Annotated in this window: 17 protein-coding genes; 7 read left to right on the forward strand and 10 right to left on the reverse strand. The window is 71.5% G+C overall.

Annotation, left to right across the window (positions count from 1 at the left end):
• Positions 1 to 185: 185 nt before the first annotated feature.
• A complete protein-coding gene (locus AB0J93_RS25925; protein ID WP_363924926.1) occupies positions 186 to 1,142 on the reverse strand; it encodes a heme o synthase in 957 nt (318 codons plus the stop codon).
• Between the two features lie 301 nt (positions 1,143 to 1,443).
• On the opposite strand from AB0J93_RS25925, the gene tkt reads away from it, so the two are divergent.
• From tkt to pgl, 5 genes are all read left to right on the forward strand, one after another.
• Positions 1,444 to 3,582, forward strand: a complete 2,139-nt coding sequence (tkt, locus tag AB0J93_RS25930) for a transketolase (RefSeq protein ID WP_363924927.1) — start codon at positions 1,444 to 1,446, stop codon at positions 3,580 to 3,582.
• Between the two features lie 17 nt (positions 3,583 to 3,599).
• On the forward strand, positions 3,600 to 4,781 hold the full coding sequence (tal, locus tag AB0J93_RS25935; RefSeq protein WP_363924928.1) for a transaldolase: 1,182 nt from the start codon (positions 3,600 to 3,602) through the stop codon (positions 4,779 to 4,781).
• Between the two features lie 317 nt (positions 4,782 to 5,098).
• Positions 5,099 to 6,613 (forward strand): glucose-6-phosphate dehydrogenase, encoded by a 1,515-nt coding sequence (gene zwf, locus AB0J93_RS25940; protein WP_363924929.1) that lies wholly within the window; start codon positions 5,099 to 5,101, stop codon positions 6,611 to 6,613.
• A 31-nt stretch (positions 6,614 to 6,644) separates the two neighbouring features.
• Positions 6,645 to 7,661: a glucose-6-phosphate dehydrogenase assembly protein OpcA gene (locus tag AB0J93_RS25945; RefSeq protein WP_363924930.1), complete on the forward strand. Its 1,017-nt coding sequence runs from the start codon at positions 6,645 to 6,647 to the stop codon at positions 7,659 to 7,661.
• A gap of 58 nt (positions 7,662 to 7,719) precedes the next feature.
• Positions 7,720 to 8,484 carry a 6-phosphogluconolactonase gene (pgl, locus tag AB0J93_RS25950; RefSeq protein ID WP_363924931.1) on the forward strand — a complete coding sequence of 255 codons (765 nt, stop codon included), beginning with the start codon at positions 7,720 to 7,722 and terminating at the stop codon, positions 8,482 to 8,484.
• A gap of 110 nt (positions 8,485 to 8,594) precedes the next feature.
• Here pgl and AB0J93_RS25955 read toward each other — a convergent pair whose 3' ends face one another.
• The 8 genes from AB0J93_RS25955 to rapZ all read right to left on the reverse strand — a co-directional run bounded on the left by AB0J93_RS25955 (position 8,595) and on the right by rapZ (position 15,527).
• Positions 8,595 to 8,942, reverse strand: coding sequence for an RNA polymerase-binding protein RbpA (locus AB0J93_RS25955; protein ID WP_363924932.1), 348 nt, complete (start codon positions 8,940 to 8,942; stop codon positions 8,595 to 8,597).
• Positions 8,943 to 9,078: 136 nt separating this feature from the next.
• A complete protein-coding gene (gene secG / locus AB0J93_RS25960; protein WP_357584801.1) occupies positions 9,079 to 9,339 on the reverse strand; it encodes a preprotein translocase subunit SecG in 261 nt (86 codons plus the stop codon).
• A gap of 95 nt (positions 9,340 to 9,434) precedes the next feature.
• Positions 9,435 to 10,226 (reverse strand): triose-phosphate isomerase, encoded by a 792-nt coding sequence (tpiA, locus tag AB0J93_RS25965; protein ID WP_363924933.1) that lies wholly within the window; start codon positions 10,224 to 10,226, stop codon positions 9,435 to 9,437.
• Positions 10,226 to 11,425, reverse strand: coding sequence for a phosphoglycerate kinase (locus AB0J93_RS25970; protein WP_363924934.1), 1,200 nt, complete (start codon positions 11,423 to 11,425; stop codon positions 10,226 to 10,228). Before AB0J93_RS25970 ends, tpiA begins: the two co-directional genes overlap by 1 nt.
• Positions 11,422 to 12,426, reverse strand: a complete 1,005-nt coding sequence (gap, locus tag AB0J93_RS25975; protein WP_281563824.1) for a type I glyceraldehyde-3-phosphate dehydrogenase — start codon at positions 12,424 to 12,426, stop codon at positions 11,422 to 11,424. The genes AB0J93_RS25970 and gap overlap by 4 nt, the downstream gene beginning before the upstream one ends.
• Before the next feature lie 249 nt (positions 12,427 to 12,675).
• Entirely contained in the window at positions 12,676 to 13,656 is a 981-nt protein-coding gene (gene whiA / locus AB0J93_RS25980) for a DNA-binding protein WhiA (RefSeq protein WP_093401454.1), read from the reverse strand.
• Positions 13,657 to 13,710: 54 nt separating this feature from the next.
• A complete protein-coding gene (yvcK, locus tag AB0J93_RS25985; RefSeq protein ID WP_363924935.1) occupies positions 13,711 to 14,682 on the reverse strand; it encodes a uridine diphosphate-N-acetylglucosamine-binding protein YvcK in 972 nt (323 codons plus the stop codon).
• Positions 14,679 to 15,527 carry an RNase adapter RapZ gene (gene rapZ / locus AB0J93_RS25990; RefSeq protein ID WP_099851059.1) on the reverse strand — a complete coding sequence of 283 codons (849 nt, stop codon included), beginning with the start codon at positions 15,525 to 15,527 and terminating at the stop codon, positions 14,679 to 14,681. The genes yvcK and rapZ overlap by 4 nt, the downstream gene beginning before the upstream one ends.
• A gap of 267 nt (positions 15,528 to 15,794) precedes the next feature.
• Between rapZ and AB0J93_RS25995 the strand changes: the two genes are divergently transcribed.
• On the forward strand, positions 15,795 to 16,448 hold the full coding sequence (locus AB0J93_RS25995) for a hypothetical protein (protein WP_363924936.1): 654 nt from the start codon (positions 15,795 to 15,797) through the stop codon (positions 16,446 to 16,448).
• Positions 16,449 to 16,572: 124 nt separating this feature from the next.
• Positions 16,573 to 18,453 carry a DNA helicase RecQ gene (gene recQ / locus AB0J93_RS26000; protein WP_363924937.1) on the forward strand — a complete coding sequence of 627 codons (1,881 nt, stop codon included), beginning with the start codon at positions 16,573 to 16,575 and terminating at the stop codon, positions 18,451 to 18,453.
• Positions 18,454 to 18,540: 87 nt separating this feature from the next.
• Here the strand turns inward: recQ and uvrC are convergent, their stop codons facing one another.
• Positions 18,541 to 20,652, reverse strand: a complete 2,112-nt coding sequence (gene uvrC, locus AB0J93_RS26005; protein WP_363924938.1) for an excinuclease ABC subunit UvrC — start codon at positions 20,650 to 20,652, stop codon at positions 18,541 to 18,543.
• Positions 20,653 to 20,793: the final 141 nt, after the last annotated feature.

Genomic DNA, 20,793 nt, shown 5'->3' on the forward strand with positions numbered 1-20,793 from the left:
CTAAGCAGAGATGCACTCGGACGGGCGAGAACCATCAACCTTTTGTGATGCCCATTACCCACAGGTTTAAGGAAGAGCAAAGACGTTTCGCCCGTATTTATCAGCACTAAACCGGGTCAATCAAAGCGCAAAACGCCACCAAGCGGGCGGGTCCGAGAGATGGGAGATCCCGGCGCGGTCAGCCGTCAGAGCAGGGCGTCGAGAGCCGCGGCGGCGAAGACGATGGTCAGGTACGACGTCGACCAGTGGAACAGCCGCATCGGCTTGACCGGCTCCCCCCGACGGGCCCGCCCGGCGAGCCGGTGCGCCTCAGCCAGGAAGATCACGCCGACCACAAGCGTCGGTACGCCGTAGACCGCGCTCAGCCCCAACGCCCACACGGCCAGCGAGGTCAACACGGTCAGCCAGGCGAACAGCACGATCTCGGCGTTGACCCGCCGGACCGAGGCGACCACCGGGAGCATCGGGATGCCGGCCCGCGCGTAGTCGTCCTTGTACTTCATGGCCAGCGGATAGAAGTGCGGCATCTGCCAGAAGAAGACCACCCCGAACAGCGCCCACGCCACCGGCGACAGCGAGCCGGTCACCGCCGCCCAGCCGATCAACACCGGCGCGGCACCGCAGGCGCCGCCCCAGAAGGTGTTCGCCGTCGTCGTGCGCTTGAGCCACAGGGTGTAGACGACGTCGTAGTAGACGATCGCGGCCAGCGTGAGCCCGGCGGCGAGCAGATTGGTGAAGACCGCCATCAAGGCGACCGAGACCACCGCCAACACCAGGCCGAAGATCAGCGCGTTCCGGGGCGTCACGGTGTGCGCCGGCAGCGGCCGTCGCTTCGTCCGCCGCATCAACTGGTCGATGTCCCGGTCGATGTAGCAGTTGAGCACGCTGGCCGCGCCCGCCGCGAGCGAGCCGCCGACCAGCACCACCGCGACCAGCCACAGCGACGGCAACCCGCCGTGCGCGAGCATCATCGCCGGCACCGTGGTGACCAGCAGCAACTCCACGATCCGCGGCTTGGTCAGCGTCACGTACGCCGCCACCACCGCCCGCAGGTCGCGGGGGCGGGCTGGGGTCTCCCCGGCCGTACGCACCGGCGTCTGCCCGGCAGGGTTACTGACGGGGCGCTCGGTGATCATGCTCACGGATTGCCACCTTCCGGCGTCGGGAGGGGAGGTCACGGCGGCCGGACCGACTCGGGTCCACACACCGACCCACACACTACGCGTCGTCGTTTTGGCTGCCCGGGCGACCCGGTAACGGTGCCAGTCGTCACACCGGAGGCCGGCACGGAGGCTGGCGGACGGGCCGGCGGCGAGGCTGAACCGCGAAGCGCACCCGAAACGTACAGACCAGCATGCTGAGATCCTCGGGCGGACGTTTAGCCGCGCTCGATAGGGTCACCAGTGAGGGTTCCGCCCATCTCGCCGAGGAGCACAAACCACCGTGGCTGCCAACCGACCCGCGCACCCCGCACTTGACTGGTCCGATCTCGACCGCCGTGCCGTGGACACCGTCCGCGTACTGGCCATGGACGCCGTGGAGAAATCCGGCAACGGCCACCCGGGCACCGCGATGAGTCTCGCCCCCGCGGCGTACCTGCTGTTCAACCGGGTGATGCGGCACAACCCCGCCGATCCGAACTGGCCCGGCCGGGACCGCTTCGTGCTCTCCGCCGGGCACTCCAGCCTGACGCTGTACATCCAGCTCTTCCTCGCCGGCTACCCGCTCAGCCTGGACGACCTCAGGTCGCTGCGGCAGTGGGGTTCGCTGACCCCGGGGCACCCCGAGCACGGGCACACCCCCGGTGTGGAGACCACCACCGGCCCGCTCGGGCAGGGCCTGGGCAACGCCGTCGGCATGGCGATGGCGGCGCGGCGCGAACGCGGCCTGTTCGACCCGGAGGCCGAGGCCGGCGAGTCCGCCTTCGACCACCACATCTGGTGCATCGCCTCCGACGGCGACATCGAGGAGGGCATCAGCCACGAGGCCAGTGCCCTCGCGGGGCACCAGCAACTGGGCAACCTCTGCGTGATCTACGACGACAACGAGATCTCGATCGAGGACGACACCCGCATCGCATTGAGCGAGGACGTCGCGGCCCGCTACGCGGCGTACGGCTGGCACGTACAGACGGTCGACTGGCGGCGCGGCGACGCCGAAAAGGGTGACTACCACGAGAACGTCGAGGAGCTGTACCAGGCGCTGCTGGCCGCCAAGGCCGAGACCGCCCGCCCGTCGTTCATCGCGCTGCGCACCATCATCGGCTGGCCGGCACCGAACAAGCAGAACACCGGCAAGATCCACGGCTCGGCGCTGGGCGCCGACGAGGTGGCCGCCACCAAGGAGGTCCTCGGCTTCGACCCGGCCGGCACGTTCGAGGTCACCGAGGAGGTGCTCGGCCACACGCGGTCGGCGCTGCGGCGTGGCGAGGCCGCGCAGCAGGAGTGGACGACCAGCTTCGACTCGTGGTCGAAGGCCAACCCGGAACGCCGCGCCCTCTACGACCGGCTGGCCGGCCGGACGCTGCCCGAGGGCTGGGCCGACGCCCTGCCGGAGTTCCCCGCCGACGCCAAGGGTGTCGCCACCCGGGCCGCCTCCGGCAAGGTGCTGGCCGCGCTCGCGCCGGTGCTGCCCGAGCTGTGGGGCGGCTCCGCCGACCTGGCCGAGAGCAACAACACCACGATGAAGGGCGAGCCCTCCTTCGTCCCCAGCCAGTACGCCACCAAGGAGTTCCCCGGCCACGAGTACGGTCGGACGCTGCACTTCGGCATCCGCGAGCACGCCATGGGCGCGATCCTCAACGGCATCGCCCTGCACGGCGGCACCCGCCCGTACGGCGGCACCTTCCTGGTGTTCAGCGACTACATGCGGCCCTCCGTCCGGTTGGCCGCGTTGATGAAGCTGCCGGTGGTCTACGTCTGGACGCACGACTCCATCGGTCTCGGTGAGGACGGCCCGACCCACCAGCCGGTGGAACACCTGACCGCGCTGCGGGCCATTCCCGGCCTGGACGTGGTCCGCCCGGCCGACGCCAACGAGACCGCCTGGGCCTGGCGGCAGGCCCTGGAGCACACCGACCGGCCGACCGCGTTGGCGTTGAGCCGACAGGCGCTGCCGACGCTGGACCGCACGCAGCTGGCCGGCGCGGAGGGAGTTGCCAAGGGCGGCTACGTGCTGGCCGAGGCGTCCAACGGCAAGCCCGAGGTGATCATCATCGGGACCGGCTCCGAGGTGCAGCTCTGCCTCACCGCCCGGGAGCGGCTGGAGGCCGACGGCACCCCCACCCGGGTCGTGTCCATGCCCTGCCAGGAGTGGTTCTTCGAGCAGGACGAGGCGTACCGGGAGTCGGTGCTGCCGCGCGGGGTAAAGGCCCGGGTGAGCGTGGAGGCGGGCATCGCGATGTCCTGGCGCGGCATCGTCGGCGACTGCGGCGAGACCGTCAGCCTGGAGCACTACGGCGCGAGTGCCCCGCACTCGGTGCTCTTCGAGCAGTTCGGCTTCACCCCGGACCGGATCGTCGCCGCCGCGCACGCGGCGCAGACCCGGGTCGGCGACATCACCGGTTTCACGACCGGCAACTGAGGGAGGCGTTGGCGCACATGACGACCGACAGGCTGGGCGAGCTGACCGCCGCGGGAGTGGCGGTCTGGCTCGACGATCTATCCCGGGTACGTCTGAACTCCGGCGGGCTGGACCAGCTGCGCCGGGACAAGCACGTGGTCGGGGTCACCACCAACCCGACCATCTTCGCCAAGGCGTTGAGCGACGCCGACGAGTACGACTGGCAGCTACGGGATCTGGCCTCCCGGGGCGTCGACGTGGAAGAGGCCGTCCGCATGCTCACCACGTACGACGTGCGGTGGGCCTGCGACGTGATGCGCCCGTCGTACGACGCCAGCGCGGGTGTCGACGGCCGGGTCTCCATCGAGGTGGATCCGCGACTGGCCCACGACTCGAAGCGCACCGTGGCCGAGGCCCGGGCGTTGTGGTGGCTGGTCGACCGGCCGAACCTGTTCATCAAGATCCCGGCGACCGAGGCCGGCCTGCCGGCGATCACCGCGGCGCTGGCCGAGGGGATCAGCGTCAACGTCACGCTCATCTTCGGGCTGGACCGCTACTCCGAGGTGATGGAGGCGTTCGTGGCCGGGCTGGAGCAGGCGAAGGCGAACGGTCACGACCTGAGCACGATCGGCTCGGTGGCCTCGTTCTTCGTCTCCCGGGTCGACAGCGAGGTCGACGCCCGGCTGGAAAAGATCGGCTCCACCGAGGCCAAGGCGCTGCGCGGCAAGGCGGCGGTGGCCAACGCCCGGTTGGCGTTCGAGCGCTACAGCCAGGTCTTCGCCACCGACCGGTGGCGGGCGCTGGCTGACGCCGGTGCCCACCCGCAGCGTCCGCTGTGGGCCTCCACCTCGACCAAGAACCCCGACTACCGGGACGTCATCTACGTCGAGGAGCTGATCGCCCCCGGCACGGTCAACACCATGCCGGAGCCGGTCATCCACGCCTACGCCGAGCACGGCGAGACGCACCCGGACACCGTCACCGGCGCGTACGACGACGCCCGGAAGGTCTTCGCCGCCCTGGAGGCGGTGGGCGTGGACCTGGCCGACGTGATCGCCACCCTGGAGCGGGAGGGCGTCGAGAAGTTCGAGGCGAGCTGGCAGGAACTGCTCGACGGCGTCCGCAAGTCGCTGGCCGCCGCCGGTCAGGGCAGCAGCAGTCCCGGCGACGCCGCCCGTGGCAACGCCGACGCCGCCGCGCGCGCCGGAGGAAATGCGTGACGGTGCCGTCCGGCAGCACCCACGCCGCCACCTGCACCGGGTGGCGGCGTGGGTCGGTGGTGCTACGCGAACGGTTCGCAGGTGGGTAGCTTTCTTCAGACAACCGGTACGGTCGACGTTGATCTACCGGTGCCCGGAAACCCGTACTCCTGTGGGGAGTCGCCGGCGGTGGCCGGCACCCCTGGCCGGTCGGCGACGTCCGCTGCCGCACCGGCATCCGGCCGGACGGTCGGCGGACCCGACCCGACCCGCTCGGCGCGGTGGGTCGCTACGGGTATGACGATGGACGACGTGGACGAGCGGAGCGAGGAGGCAGCGTGAACCCGCTGCGCGACCCGCAGGATCGGCGTTTACCCCGAATTCCGGAGCCGTGCGCTCTGGTGATCTTCGGGGTGACCGGTGACCTGGCCCAGAAGAAACTGCTACCTGCGGTCTACGACCTGGCCAACCGGGGGCTGCTGCCGCCCGGTTTCGTGGTTGTCGGGTTCGCCCGGCGGGACTGGGGCGACGGCGATTTCGCTTCGCTGGCCCGCGAGGCGGCCAGGGCCCACTCCCGGACACCGTGGCGGGAGGAGGTGTGGTCGCGGCTCGAACACAACATCAAGTTCGTCGGTGGGTCGTTCGACGACGACACCGCCTTCGACAATCTGGCGCGCTGCCTGGACGGTCTGCGCGACAGCCACGGCATCCACGGCAACGCGGCCTTCTACTTCTCCATCCCACCGACGGCGTTTCCGGTGGTGCTCAAGCAGTTGGCCCGCACCGGCATGGCCGACAACGAGAAGTGCGGCGGCTGGCGCCGAGTGGTGGTGGAGAAGCCGTTCGGCAACGACCTGCCCTCGGCCAAGGCGCTCAACGACCTGGTCGACGACGTCTTCACCCGGCAGGACGTCTTCCGCATCGATCACTACCTGGGCAAGGAGACGGTCCAGAACATCCTCGCCCTGCGCTTCGCCAACAGCCTCTTCGAACCGCTGTGGAACTCGCAGTACGTCGACTCGGTGCAGATCACCATGGCCGAGGACGTCGGCATCGGCAGCCGGGCGGGTTTCTACGACTCGGTCGGCACCGCCCGCGACGTGTTGCAGAACCACCTGCTGCAACTGCTCGCCCTGGTGGCGATGGAGGAGCCGACCAGCTTCGACGCCGACGAGATCCGGGCCGAGAAGCTCAAGGTACTCAAGGCCATCACGCTGCCGAAGGACGTCACCCAGGGCACGGTACGCGGTCAGTACCTGCCCGGCTGGGTCGGCGGACAGCGGGCCCGAGGTTACCTGGAGGAGGACGGCGTCCCGTCGACGTCGACCACCGAGACGTACGTGGCGGTGCGGCTGGGCATCCAGAACCGCCGGTGGGCGGAGGTGCCGTTCTACATCCGGGCCGGCAAGCGGCTGCCACGGCGGGTCACCGAGGTCGCGGTGATGTTCAAGCAGGCGCCGCACCTGCCGTTCACGCCGGCCGACATGGAGATGCTCGGCAACAACCAACTGGTGATCCGGGTCCAGCCGGACGAGGGCGTGGTGCTCAAGTTTGGTTCGAAGGTGCCCGGCACCACGATGGAGGTCCGCGACATCGCGATGGACTTCCAGTACGGCGAGGCGTTCACCGAGTCCAGCCCGGAGGCGTACGAACGGCTGGTGCTGGACGTGCTGATCGGCGACCGGACGCTGTTCCCGGACGCCGCCGAGGTCGAGCAGAGCTGGGCCGTGGTGGACCCGCTGGAGCATGCCTGGGAGGGCACCAAGCCCGAGCCCTACCGGTCCGGCGAGTGGGGCCCCCGGGCCGCCGACGAGATGCTGGCCCGCGAGGGCCGGGCCTGGCGGCGGGCGTGAGCGAGCGGAGCGAGCGAAGCAGGAGGCTGCGGTGATCGGACTGTGGGACACCACCGGCAACGAGGTGGTCAAGGCGCTCGCCGCGGAACGACGCAGCGCGGGCGGGGTGGCCAGCGGCATGGCGCTGACCCTGATCGTGGTGGTCGACGAGAAGCGGGTCCGCGAGGCGGAGGCGGCGGCCACCATCGCCGCCGCCGCGCACCCGTGCCGGCTGCTGGTGGTCGTCCGCTCCGACGTGGACCGGGACCGCAACCGGCTCGACGCCGAGATCGTCGTCGGCGGACGGCTGGGCCCCTGCGAGGCCGTGGTGATGCGGATGTACGGGAGACTGGCGCTGCACGCCGAGTCCGTGGTCATGCCGCTGCTGGTGCCGGACGTGCCGGTGGTCACCTGGTGGCACGGTGAACCGCCCGAGGAGATCGCCACCGACTTCCTCGGTGTGGTGGCCGACCGGCGCATCACCGACTCCGCGCAGGCCGCCGACCCGATCGCGGCGCTGCGGCAGCGGGCTCGCGACTACGTCTCCGGCGACACCGACCTCGCCTGGACCAGGATCACGCCGTGGCGCACCCTGGTGGCCGGTGCGTTCGATACGACGGACGCACAGTTGACCGAGGCGGCGGTGGTCGCACCGCCGACCGACCCGACCGCCGCGCTGATGCGGGGCTGGCTGCGCAGCCGGCTCGGCATCAAGCCGCGCTGGGACCGGACCCGGGAGTTTCCCCGGATGCGGGAGGTCCAGTTGCGCTGTGCCAACGGCGACGAGTTGACGCTGACCCGCGAGGACAGCGTGGCCACTTTCCGGCGTACCGGCCAGGAGGATCGGATCCTGCCGCTGGTGCGCCGGCCGCTCGGCGACGAGCTGGCCGAGGAGCTGCGCAGGCTCGGCTCCGACCAGGTGTACGCGGAGGCGTTGGGCGCTTTCGCCGGGCTGACCAACCTGGACCGGCGGCCCAGCCAGCGGGTGCACGTCTGGAAGGACCCGGCCACCGCCCAGCGGGCCGAGGCCGGCGTCACCGCGCACGCCACGACGAACAGCGGTTCCTGATCCTCCCACCCCTCCGGTACGCACGACATCGACCGCCCGGCGGTCGCGGAAGGACACCATGAGTGAGGCGAGTGTCGCCGTCCACGCCGACGCCGACCTGCTGGCGCAGGCGGTCGCGGCCCGACTGGTGGTGCGGCTGCTCGACGCCCAGGCCGAACGTGGCCAGGCGTCGGTGGTGCTCACCGGCGGTCGGATCGCTGCGGCGGTCTACCGGGCGGTGGGCGCACTGCCGGCCCGGGACGCGGTCGACTGGTCCCGGGTCGACTTCTGGTGGGGCGACGAACGGTTCCTGCCCTCCGGCGACCCGGAGCGCAACGAGACCCAGGCCCGCGCGGCGCTGCTCGACGCGTTGCCGGTGGACCCGGCCCGGATCCACGCCATGCCGGCCTCGGACGGCGGTGCCGACCCGGAGGAGGCCGCCGCCCGGTACGCGGCCGAACTCGCCCGGGCGGCCCGGCCCGGCACGGCCGTGCTGCCCCACTTCGACGTGCTGATGCTCGGTGTCGGCGAGGACGGGCACGTGGCCTCGGTCTTCCCGGAACACCCGGTCCACTACGAGAGCCGACCGGTAAGCGCGGTGCGGGGCAGCCCGAAGCCGCCACCGGTACGCATCACCCTCACCCTCCCGGCGATCAACACCGCCGAGGAGGTCTGGCTGGTGGCCGGTGGCGGCGACAAGGCCCACGCGGTCGGCATGGCGCTGGCCGGTGCCGGCCCGGTGCAGGTGCCGGCGGCCGGCGTGCAGGGCACCGGGCGTACCCTCTGGCTGCTGGACCGGGCCGCGGCGGCCGATCTGCCGGCCCGCTTCCGCAGCCTGCGCTGACCGAGACGTCGACGCGGTCCAGGGGGCGGTGGCCGCCGGAGACGAGCCGCGAGCCACGGCGCGGTCGCCGCTCGCCTGCCCCGCCGGCCTCACCCGGGCACGTCGAGGGCCTAGCCTCGGCTGCCGCGACGCTGGCGTAGCGCGGCGAGAGCCTCGGCGAGGATCGCCTCCCCCTCGGCGTCGGTACGACGTTCCTTCACGTACGCCAGGTGGGTCTTGTAGGGCTCGGCCCGGGCCCGGCCCGGCGGATCCTGGGCGTCCTGACCGGCGGGCAGCCCGCAGCGGGGGCAGTCCCAGACGGTCGGGGCCACCACGTCGGCGACGATCCGGATGTCGGTGCGGTGCCCGTTGCGGCACCAGTAGCTGACCGACCGGCACGGGACCGGCTGGTGGCGTTCGGGGGGACGTGGGGGCGCGGACCCGACGCGGGCGCCCCGGATGACGTGGCCGTTCGGCACGGCGCTGACTCCTGTCGTCGGAGGGGACCGCCGTCGGGGGGTGGACGGCGGGCGACGCGGTGCAGCGAGTGAAACGGACTGCGCGCGGCCCGTCGGGTGACGGACCGCGCGCAGATTGTACGCCTCGGGGGCCGGCTCAGACTCCCGTACCCACCTCAAGCCGGAGCCAGAGACCGAGCCCGATGATGCAGGCGAACCAGACGATGGCCACCAGAACGGTGTAGCGGTCCAGGTTCTTCTCGGCCACCGACGAGCCGGCCAGGCTGGAGCTGACGCCACCGCCGAACATGCTGGACATTCCACCGCCCTTGCCGCGGTGCAGCAGGATGAGCAGAACGAGCAGGAAGCTCGTGATGACCAGCAACACGATCAACGTGTAGGCGAACCAGAGCGGCATGGCGGGGGTCAGTCCTCTCGTTACGATCCTCGCCCGGGCAGATCGGGCACGGCGGCACCGACCGGCGGACGGGCGGAGTCAAGGATAGCGAGCGATCAGCCGGAGATGTGCTCCGGGAACCGGCAGATCTTCGCGAACTCCTCAGCGTCCAGGCTGGCGCCGCCCACCAGGGCGCCGTCCACGTCCGGCTGCGCCATGATCGAGGCGACGTTCGACGACTTGACCGAGCCGCCGTAGAGGATGCGTACGCCGTCGGCGGTGGCCTGGTCCACGGTCTCGGCCAGCCGGGCCCGCAGTGCGCCACACACCTCCTGGGCGTCCTCCGGGGTGGCCGTCTTGCCGGTGCCGATCGCCCAGACCGGCTCGTACGCGACCACCACCCGGAGCACCTGCTCCGCACTGAGCCCCTTGAGGGCGGCGTCGAGCTGGTCGGTGCAGTGCGCCACGTGGCTGCCCTGCTCCCGGACGTCCAGCCCCTCCCCCACGCAGAGGATCGGGGTGAGCCCGTGGGTCAGCGCGGCCTGCACCTTGGCACCCACCAGCGTGTCGTCCTCGCGGTGGTACTGCCGGCGCTCCGAGTGCCCGACCGCCACGTACGTGCAGCCGAGCTTGGCCAGCATCGCGCCGGAGATCTCCCCGGTGTACGCGCCGGAGGCGTGCGGCGACAGGTCCTGTGCGCCGTAGCCGATCAGCAGCTTGTCGCCCTCCACCACGGTCTGCACCGTGCGCAGGTCGGTGAACGGCGGCAGCACCACCGTCTCCACCTCGGTCAGCTGCTTCTCGGTGAGGCTGGCGGCCAGCTTCTGCACCAGCAGGTTCGCCTCGAGGTGGTTGAGGTTCATCTTCCAGTTGCCGGCCATCAGCGGCCGGCGGGGGGCGCTCGCCATCAGTTCTCCAGAGCCGCGATGCCGGGGAGGGTCTTGCCCTCCAGGTACTCCAGGGACGCGCCACCGCCGGTGGAGATGTGCCCGAAGGACTTCTCGTCCAGCCCCAGGGCCCGCACCGCGGCGGCGGAATCACCGCCACCGACCACGCTGAACGCGTCCGCACCGGCGATCGCCTCGGCCACCCCACGGGTGCCGTGCGCGAAGGCGGGCATCTCGAACACGCCCATCGGGCCGTTCCAGAAGATCGTCCGGGCGCCCTTGAGCGCGGCGGCGAAGCCCGCCACCGTCTTCGGGCCGACGTCCAGCCCCACCCGCTTGCTGGGGATGCCCTCCGCCGGCACGGTGTCGTGCGCGGCGTCCGGGGCGAACGCGTCGGCGGCCACCACGTCGACCGGGAGCATGATCTTGCCCTCGGAGCGCTCCAGCAGGTTGCGGCAGGTCTCCACCATCTCCGCCTCCAGCAGGGAGGACCCGACCTCGTGGCCCTGGGCCTTGAGGAAGGTGAAGCACATGCCGCCACCGATGAGCAGCCGGTCGACCTTCGGCAGCAGCGCCTCGATCACCGCGAGCTTGTCGGAGACCTTCGACCCACCGAGGACCACCACGTATGGCCGCTCGGGGTCGCCGGTGAGCTGCGACAGCACCTCCACCTCGCGCAGCACCAGCCGGCCGGCGAAGTGCGGCAGCCGGGCGGGCACGTCGTGGACGCTTGCGTGCTTGCGGTGCACCGCGCCGAACGCGTCGTCGACGTACACGTCACCGAGGGCGGCGAGCTGGTCGGCGAACGCACCCCGCTCGGCGTCGTCCTTGCTGGTCTCCCCCTTGTTGAAGCGGAGATTCTCCAGCAGCGCCACCTCACCGTCGGCGAGCGCCGCCACCGTCGCCTGGGCGGACTCGCCAACCGTGTCGGTAGCGGTGTGCACCGCCGTGCCGAGCAGCTCACCGAGCCGCCCGGCGACCGGGGCGAGGCTGAACTGCGGGTCCGGCGCACCCTTCGGCCGGCCCAGGTGGGAACAGACGACCACCTTGGCACCGGCCTCGGTCAACGCGCCGAGGGTCGGCAGCACCGCCCGGATCCGGCCGTCGTCACTGATGTCGCCGGTCTGCTTGTCGAGCGGGACGTTCAGGTCGGCGCGCACCAGCACGCGCCGACCCGAGACCCCCTCGGCGAGCAGGTCGTCGAGGTTACGGATGCTCACAGCGAGCTACCCACCAGCTTCACCAGGTCGACGAGGCGGTTGGAGTAGCCCCACTCGTTGTCGTACCAGCCGACGACCTTGACCTGGTTGCCGATGACCTTGGTCAGCGGCGCGTCGAAGATGCACGACGCCGGGTCGGTCACGATGTCGGCGGAGACGATCGGGTCCTCGTTGTAGGTCAGGATGCCCCGCAGCGGGCCCTCGGCAGCGGCCTTCAGCGCGGCGTTGACCTCGTCCACCGAGGTCTCGCGACCGACGGTGACGGTGAGGTCGGTGGCGGAGCCGGTCGGGATCGGCACCCGCAGCGCGTACCCGTCGAGCTTGCCCTTGAGGTCCGGCAGCACCAGGCCGATGGCCTTCGCCGCGCCGGTCGAGGTCGGCACGATGTTCAGCGCGGCGGCCCGGGCCCGGCGCAGGTCCTTGTGCGGCGCGTCCTGGAGGTTCTGGTCCTGGGTGTACGCGTGGATGGTGGTCATCAGACCCTGCTGGATGCCGAACGTGTCGTGCAGGACCTTCGCCATCGGCGCCAGGCAGTTGGTGGTGCAGGAGGCGTTCGAGATGATGTTGTGGCTGGCCGGGTCGTACTGGCCGTCGTTGACGCCCATCACGACCGTGACGTCCTCGTTCTTCGCCGGAGCGGAGATGATGACCTTCTTGGCCCCGCCGTCGATGTGCGCCTTGGCCTTGGTGGCGTCGGTGAAGAAGCCGGTCGACTCGATGACCACGTCCGCGCCGACGTCGCCCCACGGCAGCGCCGCCGGGTCCTTCTCGGCGTACGCCTTGATGGACTTGCCGCCGACGGTGATCTCGTCGGCGGTGGCCTTGACCTCCTGCGGGAGGCGGCCCAGGATGCTGTCGTACTTGAGCAGGTGGGCGAGCGTCGCGTTGTCGGTCAGGTCGTTGACGGCCACGACCTCGACGTCAGCGCCGGACGCCAGCACTGCCCGGAAGAAGTTACGGCCGATCCGGCCGAAGCCGTTGATGCCAACCCGGATGGTCACAGGTCCCATCTCCTCGCGTTCTGGTCCGCCGGCGTGGAGACCCTCGGCCGGCGAAGTGGTTGTGCGCCGACCGTTGGAGCCGGCCGTTGACGGTTCATCCCGGCCACCCCGCCGCGGTCCGAGGGACCTGACCGCCGTCGAGGCGGTGGATACGGCGGGGAGCACCGGTGCCGGCCCCCTTGCCGTACGCAGCGACCATATCCGAGCGCGCCGAGCCACGCTGCGCCGGGTGGTCGCCCCACCGTCCTATCAGACCACGAGCATGTCGGGCGTGACGGCCGCTTCGGTATCCGGGATGCCGAGGTCGCGGGCCCGTTTGTCGGCCAGCGCCAGCAACCGGCGGATCCGCCCGGCGATGGCGTCCTTGGTCAGCGGCGGGTCGGCCAGCGCACCCAACTCCTCCAGGGACGCCTGCCGGTGCTCCAGGCGCAGCCGACCGGCCGAGGTCAGGTGTTCCGGCGCGTCGTCGGCGAGGATCTCCAACGCCCGGGTCACCCGGGCCGCGGCAGCGACCGCCGCCCGGGCCGAACGCCGCAGGTTGGCGTCGTCGAAGTTCGCCAGCCGGTTGGCCGTCGCCCGCACCTCGCGCCGGACCCGGCGCTCCTCCCAGGCCAGCACACTGGAGTGGGCACCGATGCGGGTGAGCAGCGCGGCGATCGCGTCGCCGTCCTTGACCACCACCCGGTCGACGCCGCGTACCTCACGGTTCTTGGCGGTGATGCCCAGCCGCCGGGCCGCACCGACAAGCGCCAACGCCGACTCCGGCCCGGGGCAGGTGATCTCCAGGGCGCTGGACCGACCCGGCTCGGTCAACGAACCGTGCGCCATGAACGCACCCCGCCAGGCGGACACCGCGCAGCAGACGCTGGCGGCGACGACGTGCGGCGGCAGCCCGCGTACCGGCCGGCCGCGCACGTCGAGCAGCCCGGTCTGCCGGGCCAGGGCCTCGCCGTCCTTGACGACCCGGACGATGAAGTGGCTGCCCTTGCGGAGCCCACCGGAGGCGAGCACGTGGATCTCGCTCGGATAACCGTAGACCTCGGCGATCTCGCGCCGCAGCCGCCGGGCCACCGCGCCGGTGTCGAGTTCGGCCTCCACCACCACCCGCCCGGAGACGATGTGCAGCCCACCGGCGAACCGCAGCAGCGCCGCCATCTCCGCCCGCCGGCAGCAGGGCTTGGGCACGTCGACCCGACTCAGCTCGTCCTTGACCGCAGCCGTCATCGCCATTGTGCGTCCCCTCACGGACCGGTTCCGGCGTGTCGCCGGAGATTACGTACGTGTCTAACGATCGGCGCCCAGTACAGGCACCAGGGCGGCGCCCAGAGCAGCCGGATCATGACGGGGAGTGCCGTCGTCGACCGCGACGGGAGCGAGGACCAGCCGGGCTCCCAGGGATTCTGCCGCACCGTGGACCGGTTCGGGGTCACCGACCGCCTTGGCGTCGGCGAGCACGAAGTCGACAGTCAGCTCCGGCAGGTACCAGCGCAGCGCCGCCAGGTGGTCGGCGACGGAGAGCCCGAGGGTTTCCTTCTCGGCGGCGAGGTTGAGAGTGACCAGCCGCCGAGCCGGGCTGGCCAGGATCGCCGCGGCCAGCTGCGGCACCAGCAGGTGCGGCAGCACGCTGGTGTACCAGCTGCCCGGCCCGAAGATCAGCCAGTCGGCGTCGCCGATCGCGGCGACCGCCTCGACACACGCCGCCGGTGCCTGCGGGGTGAGCCGCAGGGACTCGACCCGGCCCGTGGTGACCGCGACCTGATGCTGTCCGCGTACGGTGCACACCTCGTCGGGGCGTCCCGGGTCGACCCCGCGGACCCGGGCCTCGATGTCGACCGGCTGGCGGGACATCGGCAGCACCCGGCCGACCGAGCCGAGCATCGCCCCCGCGTGCTCCAAGGCGGCCACCGGGTCGCCCAGCAGCTCCATCAGCCCGCAGAGCACCAGGTTGCCCACCGCGTGCCCGGCCAGCCCGTCGGCCCGGCCACCCGCCGCCATCTCCGCGAAGCGGTGCTGGAACAGCCCCGCACTGCGTCGGGTGGCGGGGTGGTCGCCGGCCAGCGCCACAAGTGCCTGCCGCAGGTCACCGGGGGGCAGCCCACCCCGCTCGGCCCGCAGCCGGCCGCTGGAGCCGCCGTCGTCGCCGACGGTCACCACCGCCGTGATGTCCAGATCCAGCTCCGGTGCGCAGCGGCGCAACGCCCGCAGCGAGGCGGACAGGCCGTGCCCGCCGCCGAACGCCACCACCCGGATCGTCATTCCCGCCCCAGGTCGCGGTGCTGGGCGTTGGCGGCCAGCCCGGAACGGCGCAGCCGGGCCGCCAACTCCTCGGCGATCGCCACGCTACGGTGCTTGCCGCCGGTGCACCCGACCGCCACGGTCAGGTACCGCTTGCCCTCCCGCTCGAAGCCGGCCGTGGTGGCGTTGACCAGGTCCGCGTACGCGTCGACGAAGGCGTCCGCGCCCTCCTGCCCCAGCACGTACGCGCTGACCGCCTCCTCGCGCCCGGTGTGCTCCCGCAGTTCGGGCACCCAGTACGGGTTGGGCAGGAACCGGGCGTCCATCACGAAGTCGGCGTCCGGCGGCAGGCCGTACTTGAAGCCGAAGGAGATCACCGTCAGCCGCAACCGGCGGGCGTCCTCCCCGCCGAACAGTTCCTCGACCCGGCGGCGCAACTGGTTCACGTTGAGGTGGCTGGTGTCGATGATCACGTCGGCCTGGTCGCGGGCCTCCTCAAGCAGCCCCCGCTCGACGGCGATGCCGTCGGCGAGCCGGCCGTCGCCCTGCAACGGATGCGAGCGCCGGACGCTCTCGAACCGGCGGATCAGCACCTCGTCGTCGGCGTCGACGAAGACCACCCGGGGGGCGTAGCCACGCTCCTTCAGCTCCCGGATCGCCTCGGCCAGATCCGTGGAGAAGGCCCGGGAGCGTACGTCCAGCACCATCGCGGTACGCCGGGCCGCCCCACCCGCCTTCACGGCCAGCTCGGCCATGTCCAGCAGCAGCGCCTGCGGCAGGTTGTCGACGACGTAGAAGCCCACGTTCTCCAGCGCCCGGGCCACGGTGCTGCGGCCACCACCGGACAGCCCGGTGACCACGACCAGTGTGGTGTCCGTTTCGGCGGTCTTCCCGGTCTGCTCACCGGGTACGCCCGCACGGTGACCGGTCGTGTGCGCCTCGCCCACCCGTCTGCCCCTCCAGCCCTGCCGCCCCGGCCGATCCGGCCGGGCTTGGTCAAGCAGCGACTCTAGCTCGCCGGTGTCGGGCTCCGGGGGACGCACCGCCGCCGCGCCGCAGGGCCACCGGAAGCGCGCACCGGACGTGTCGGCTGACTGACGGCGCGCGACGCGCGACGCGGATATCCTCCGGCCATGGGCAGGCACGGGGCGCGGCTGCGCTGGGTGGTTGCCCTGGTGTCGGTCATGGTCGCCGTGCTGGCCACGGTGGACCGCTACGTCGACCGCGAACGCGAGTGGACACACGGCGGTGACCAGGTGGCGGTGACCGTCGAGGCCGTGCTGCCGGAGCCGGACCAGGTGGCGGACGCGGTCGTCGCGGTCGGCTGGCCCGAGCCGGCGGACAACGTCATCGGTGACCCCGACAGGCAGTCGGTGGTGTTGCGGTTGAGCTGGTCCGGGCCGTCCCGGCAGGGCCACTACCAGGTCATCCTGCTCGACGGCCGGGTGGAACCCGCCCGGGTGGTGCGGCCCTACACCGGCTGGGACGCCGAGGGTGGCACCGGTTCCAACTGGGCCGGAGCGTACGACGTGCTGGCCGAGCGGTACCCCTGGCTCGCCGACACCGCCACCCGCGAGGAGCCCGAGGGCACGTTCACCACCCCGGACAACGTCGGCGCGGTGGGCACCCGCGCGATCGCCGACGGCAGCCTGATCGCCGTCTTCCGACTGGCACCCGGTGCCCTGCCGCTGACCGACCCCGCACGCCTGGTCGTCGCGTTCTGCTACGTCGGCCCCGACGGCGACGTCCGCTGGGCCAAGCAGGTCCCCGTCCCACCCACCCCATGACCGCCCCAGCGCCAACCCCGCCCTGCTTCGATCTGTGGCAGCGTAGGTCGTCGACACGCCGAGCCGACAGCACCGGCACTGCCACAGATCGAACGCGCAAATCAGCCGCTCGTAGAATCCTCGGATGGTCTCTCCCGCCGATGTGAGCGTCACCGACCTGGCCGCCTCCGACGCACCCACCGCCGAGAAGGTGACAGCGACGCTTGAGGTGCTGCGGCGGGTCTTCGGGTACGACTCGTTCCGGGGCTTCCAGCGGGAGGTCATCGACCACGTGGTGGCCGGCGGCGACGCGCTGGTGCTGATGCCCACCGGCGGCGGCAAGTCGTTGTGCTACCAGATTCCCGCCCTGGTCCGCGACGGCGTCGCCGTGGTGATCTCGCCTTTGATCGCGCTGATGCAGGACCAGGTGGACGCGCTCACCGCGGTCGGGGTGCGGGCCGGCTTCCTCAACTCGACACTGGATCTGGACACCCGCCGGCTGGTCGAGGCGGAGTTCGTGGCCGGGGAGATCGATCTGCTCTACCTGGCGCCGGAGGCGCTGGCCAGTCGGGCCACGCTGAACCTGCTGGACCGGGGGCGGATCGGCCTGTTCGCCATCGACGAGGCGCACTGCGTGTCGCAGTGGGGCCACGACTTCCGGCCGGACTACCTGAACCTGTCGATGCTGCACGAACGCTGGCCGGGCGTACCCCGCATCACGTTGACCGCCACCGCGACAAGCGCCACCCGGTCCGAGATCGCCACCCGCCTCAGCCTCACCGAGGCGCGGCACTTCGTGGCCAGCTTCGACCGGCCCAACATCCAGTACCGGATCGTGCCGAAGCGGGAGCCGCGCAAGCAACTGCTCGCCCTGCTGCGCGACGAACATCCCGGCGAGGCGGGCATCATCTACTGCCTGTCCCGCGCCTCGGTGGAGAAGACCGCCGAGTTCCTGGTCGCCAACGGCATCGACGCCCTGCCGTACCACGCCGGCCTGGATGCGGGCACTCGCGCCGCCAATCAGCAGCGCTTCCTGCGCGCCGACGCAGTGGTGATGGTGGCGACGATCGCCTTCGGAATGGGCATCGACAAGCCCGACGTGCGGTTCGTCGCCCATCTCGACCTGCCCAAGTCGGTCGAGGGCTACTACCAGGAGACCGGCCGCGCCGGCCGCGACGGGTTGCCGTCGACCGCCTGGCTGGCGTACGGGCTGCAGGACGTGGTCCAGCAGCGGAAGATGATCGACACCTCCGAGGGTGACCTGGCGCACCGGCGCAACCTCGCCGCCCACCTCGACGCGATGCTGGCGCTCTGCGAGACGGTCCGCTGCCGCCGGGCGCAGTTGCTGGAGTACTTCGGCGAGCCGGCCACCGGCGGCTGCGGCAACTGCGACACCTGTCTGGAGCCGCCCGAATCCTGGGACGGCACGGTGGCCGCGCAGAAGCTGCTCTCCACCGTCTTCCGGCTGGACCGGGAGCGCAACCAACGGTTCGGCGCCGGGCACTGCATCGACATCCTGCTGGGTCGTACCACCGACAAGATCAGCCAGCATCGGCACGACTCGCTTACCGTGTTCGGCATCGGCGGCGAACTGAGCGAGGCGGAGTGGCGCGGCGTGGTCCGGCAACTGCTCGCCGAGGGACTGCTCGCCGTCGAGGGCGACTACGGCACCCTGGCGCTCACCGACGCCAGCGCCGAGGTGCTCAGCCGGCGGCGCACCGTGATGCTGCGCCGCGAGGCGGCCCGCCCGGCGAAGGCAGCCAAGCCGCGGGGCGCGGCCACCGTGGTCGCCGAGCTGCCGGCGGAGGCAGCCGGCACGTTCGAGCGCCTGCGGGCCTGGCGGGCGGCCACCGCGAAGGAGCAGGGCGTACCCGCGTACGTCATCTTCCACGACGCGACGCTGCGGCAGATCGCGGCCGATGCGCCGTCGTCGCTGGCCGAGCTGTCCCGGATCAGCGGCGTCGGCGAGAACAAGCTGGCCAAGTACGGCGAGCAGCTCCTCGGGGTGCTCACCGACGCCGCCTGAGCTCCGCCCTCCCCTCATCAGGATCCGCGCAACTTCAGGGTTGCTGCCGTCTCAGGCGCCGTGGAGACCGCAACATCCCCGAAGGTGTCAACTTGCGGGAGGTTCGGTGGTGGGGGTAGGTGCGCCGAGGGCGGTGAGGATGGCCTCGGCGGTGCGCCGGCCGACGCCGGGGACCTCGGCGATCTCCTCCACGGTGGCGGCCGAGAGGCGTTTCAGCGAGCCGAAGTGACGTAGCAGCGCCTTGCGGCGTACCTCGCCCAGGCCGGGGACGTTGTCCAACGCCGAGGTGGTCATCCGCTTGGAGCGGCGCTGCCGGTGGAAGGTGATGGCGAAGCGGTGGGCCTCGTCGCGTACCCGCTGCAGCAGGTAGAGCCCCTCGGAGGCGCGCGGCAGGATGACCGGGAAGTCGTCGTCGGGCAGCCAGACCTCCTCCAGCCGCTTGGCCAACCCGCACAGCGCCACGTCGTCGATGCCCAGCTCGGCGAGGGCCTGTGCGGCAGCGGCGACCTGCGGCGCTCCACCGTCGACCACGACCAACTGCGGCGGGTACGCGAACCTGCGCGGCCGGCCGGTGGTCGGGTCGACAAGCGCCCCGATCCGCGGCTCGTCGCTGCCGTCGACGACGCCTGCATCACCGTCGTCTGCGTCGACGACGGCCGGCGTGGTGCCGAGAACATCGGTGCCGGCGACGGCCGGCTCGCGGGCGGTGGCACGGTCAACGGCGGCGGCCGGGGCGGCGAGGTCGGCGACAGCCGGGGCGGCGAGGTCAGCGGCGGATTCGACACCTGCCTCACCGGTCTCGGCGCGCGCGTCGAGGTAGCGGGCGAAGCGGCGGCGCAGCACCTCGGACATCGCCGAGAGGTCGTCGGTGGCACCCCGGATGATGAATCGCCGGTACTCGCTCTTGCGGGGCAGCCCGTCCTCGAAGACGACCATGCTCGCCACCACGTCGGTGCCCTGGATCTGCGAGATGTCGAAACACTCGATGCGCAGCGGCGCCGTCCGCAGCCCGAGCGCCTCGGTGATCTCGTCGAGGGCCTTGCTGCGGGTGGTGAGGTCACCGGCCCGCTTGAGCTTGTGCCGGGCCAGGGCGTCCTTCGCGTTGCGTTCCACCGTCTCCATCAGGGCCCGCTTGTCGCCGCGCTGCGGCACCCGCAGCGTCACCCGGCCGCCCCGGTGGGTGGAGAGCCAGTCGGCAAGCGCCTCGGCGTCGGCGGGCAGCTCGGGCACCAGCAGCTCGCGCGGCACATCGGCCTCGCCGTGCTCGCCGCCGTAGACCTGGGTGCAGAAGTGGTGCACCAGATCGCCGGTGGTCAGCTCCTCGGTCTTCTCCACCACCCAGCCGCGCTGGCCGCGTACCCGCCCGCCCCGGACGTGGAAGACCTGGACCGCGGCTTCGAGCGGGTCGTCGGCGAAGGCCACCACGTCGGCGTCGGTGCCGTCGCCGAGCACCACCGTCTGCTTCTCCATCGCCCGGCGCAGCGCGGCGACGTCGTCGCGCAGCCGGGCCGCCCGCTCGAACTCCAGCTGCTCGCTGGCCTCGGCCATCTCGCGTTCCAGTTTGCGGACCATGGTGTCGGTGCGCCCGGCCATGAAGTCGCAGAAATCGTCGACGATCTCGCGATGCCGCTCGGCGGAGACGCTGCCGACGCAGGGGGCCGAGCACTTGCCGATGTATCCCAGCAGGCAGGGCCGGCCGACCTGGCCGGCCCGCTTGAACACCCCGGCGGAGCAGGTGCGGGCCGGGAAGACCCGCAGCAGCAGATCGAGCGTCTCGCGGATCGCCCAGGCGTGCGAGTACGGCCCGAAGTAGCGCACCCCCTTGCGCTTGGCCCCGCGCATCACCTGGAGCCGGGGATATTCCTCGTCGAGGGTCACCGCCAGGTAGGGGTAGGACTTGTCGTCGCGGTACCGGACGTTGAATCTCGGGTCGTACTGCTTGATCCAGAGGTATTCGAGCTGGAGCGCCTCGACCTCGGTGCCCACGGTGACCCAGTCGACCGCCTCGGCGGTGGTGACCATCTGCTGGGTGCGCTGGTGCAGCCCCCACAGGTCGGCGAAGTAGGAATTCAGTCGACTGCGCAGGTTCTTCGCCTTGCCTACGTAAATCACCCGGCCGGTGCCGTCGTAGAAGCGGTACACCCCTGGCGCCTCGGGAATCGTGCCCGGCGCGGGACGGTAGGTCGACGGATCAGCCACACTCCGAGACTAGTCGCCGCCTCCGACAGCCCGGATCATCCCCTGATGCCCGTTCCCGCCTCGCCGGGGCGACCGCGCTCGACGCCCTGATCGACGCCTTCCAATATCGAGCACGGCGGCCTACCATCCAGTAACCGAATG

It is taken from the genome of Micromonospora sp. NPDC049374 (assembly GCF_040677165.1).
Classification (GTDB): Bacteria; Actinomycetota; Actinomycetes; order Mycobacteriales; family Micromonosporaceae; genus Micromonospora.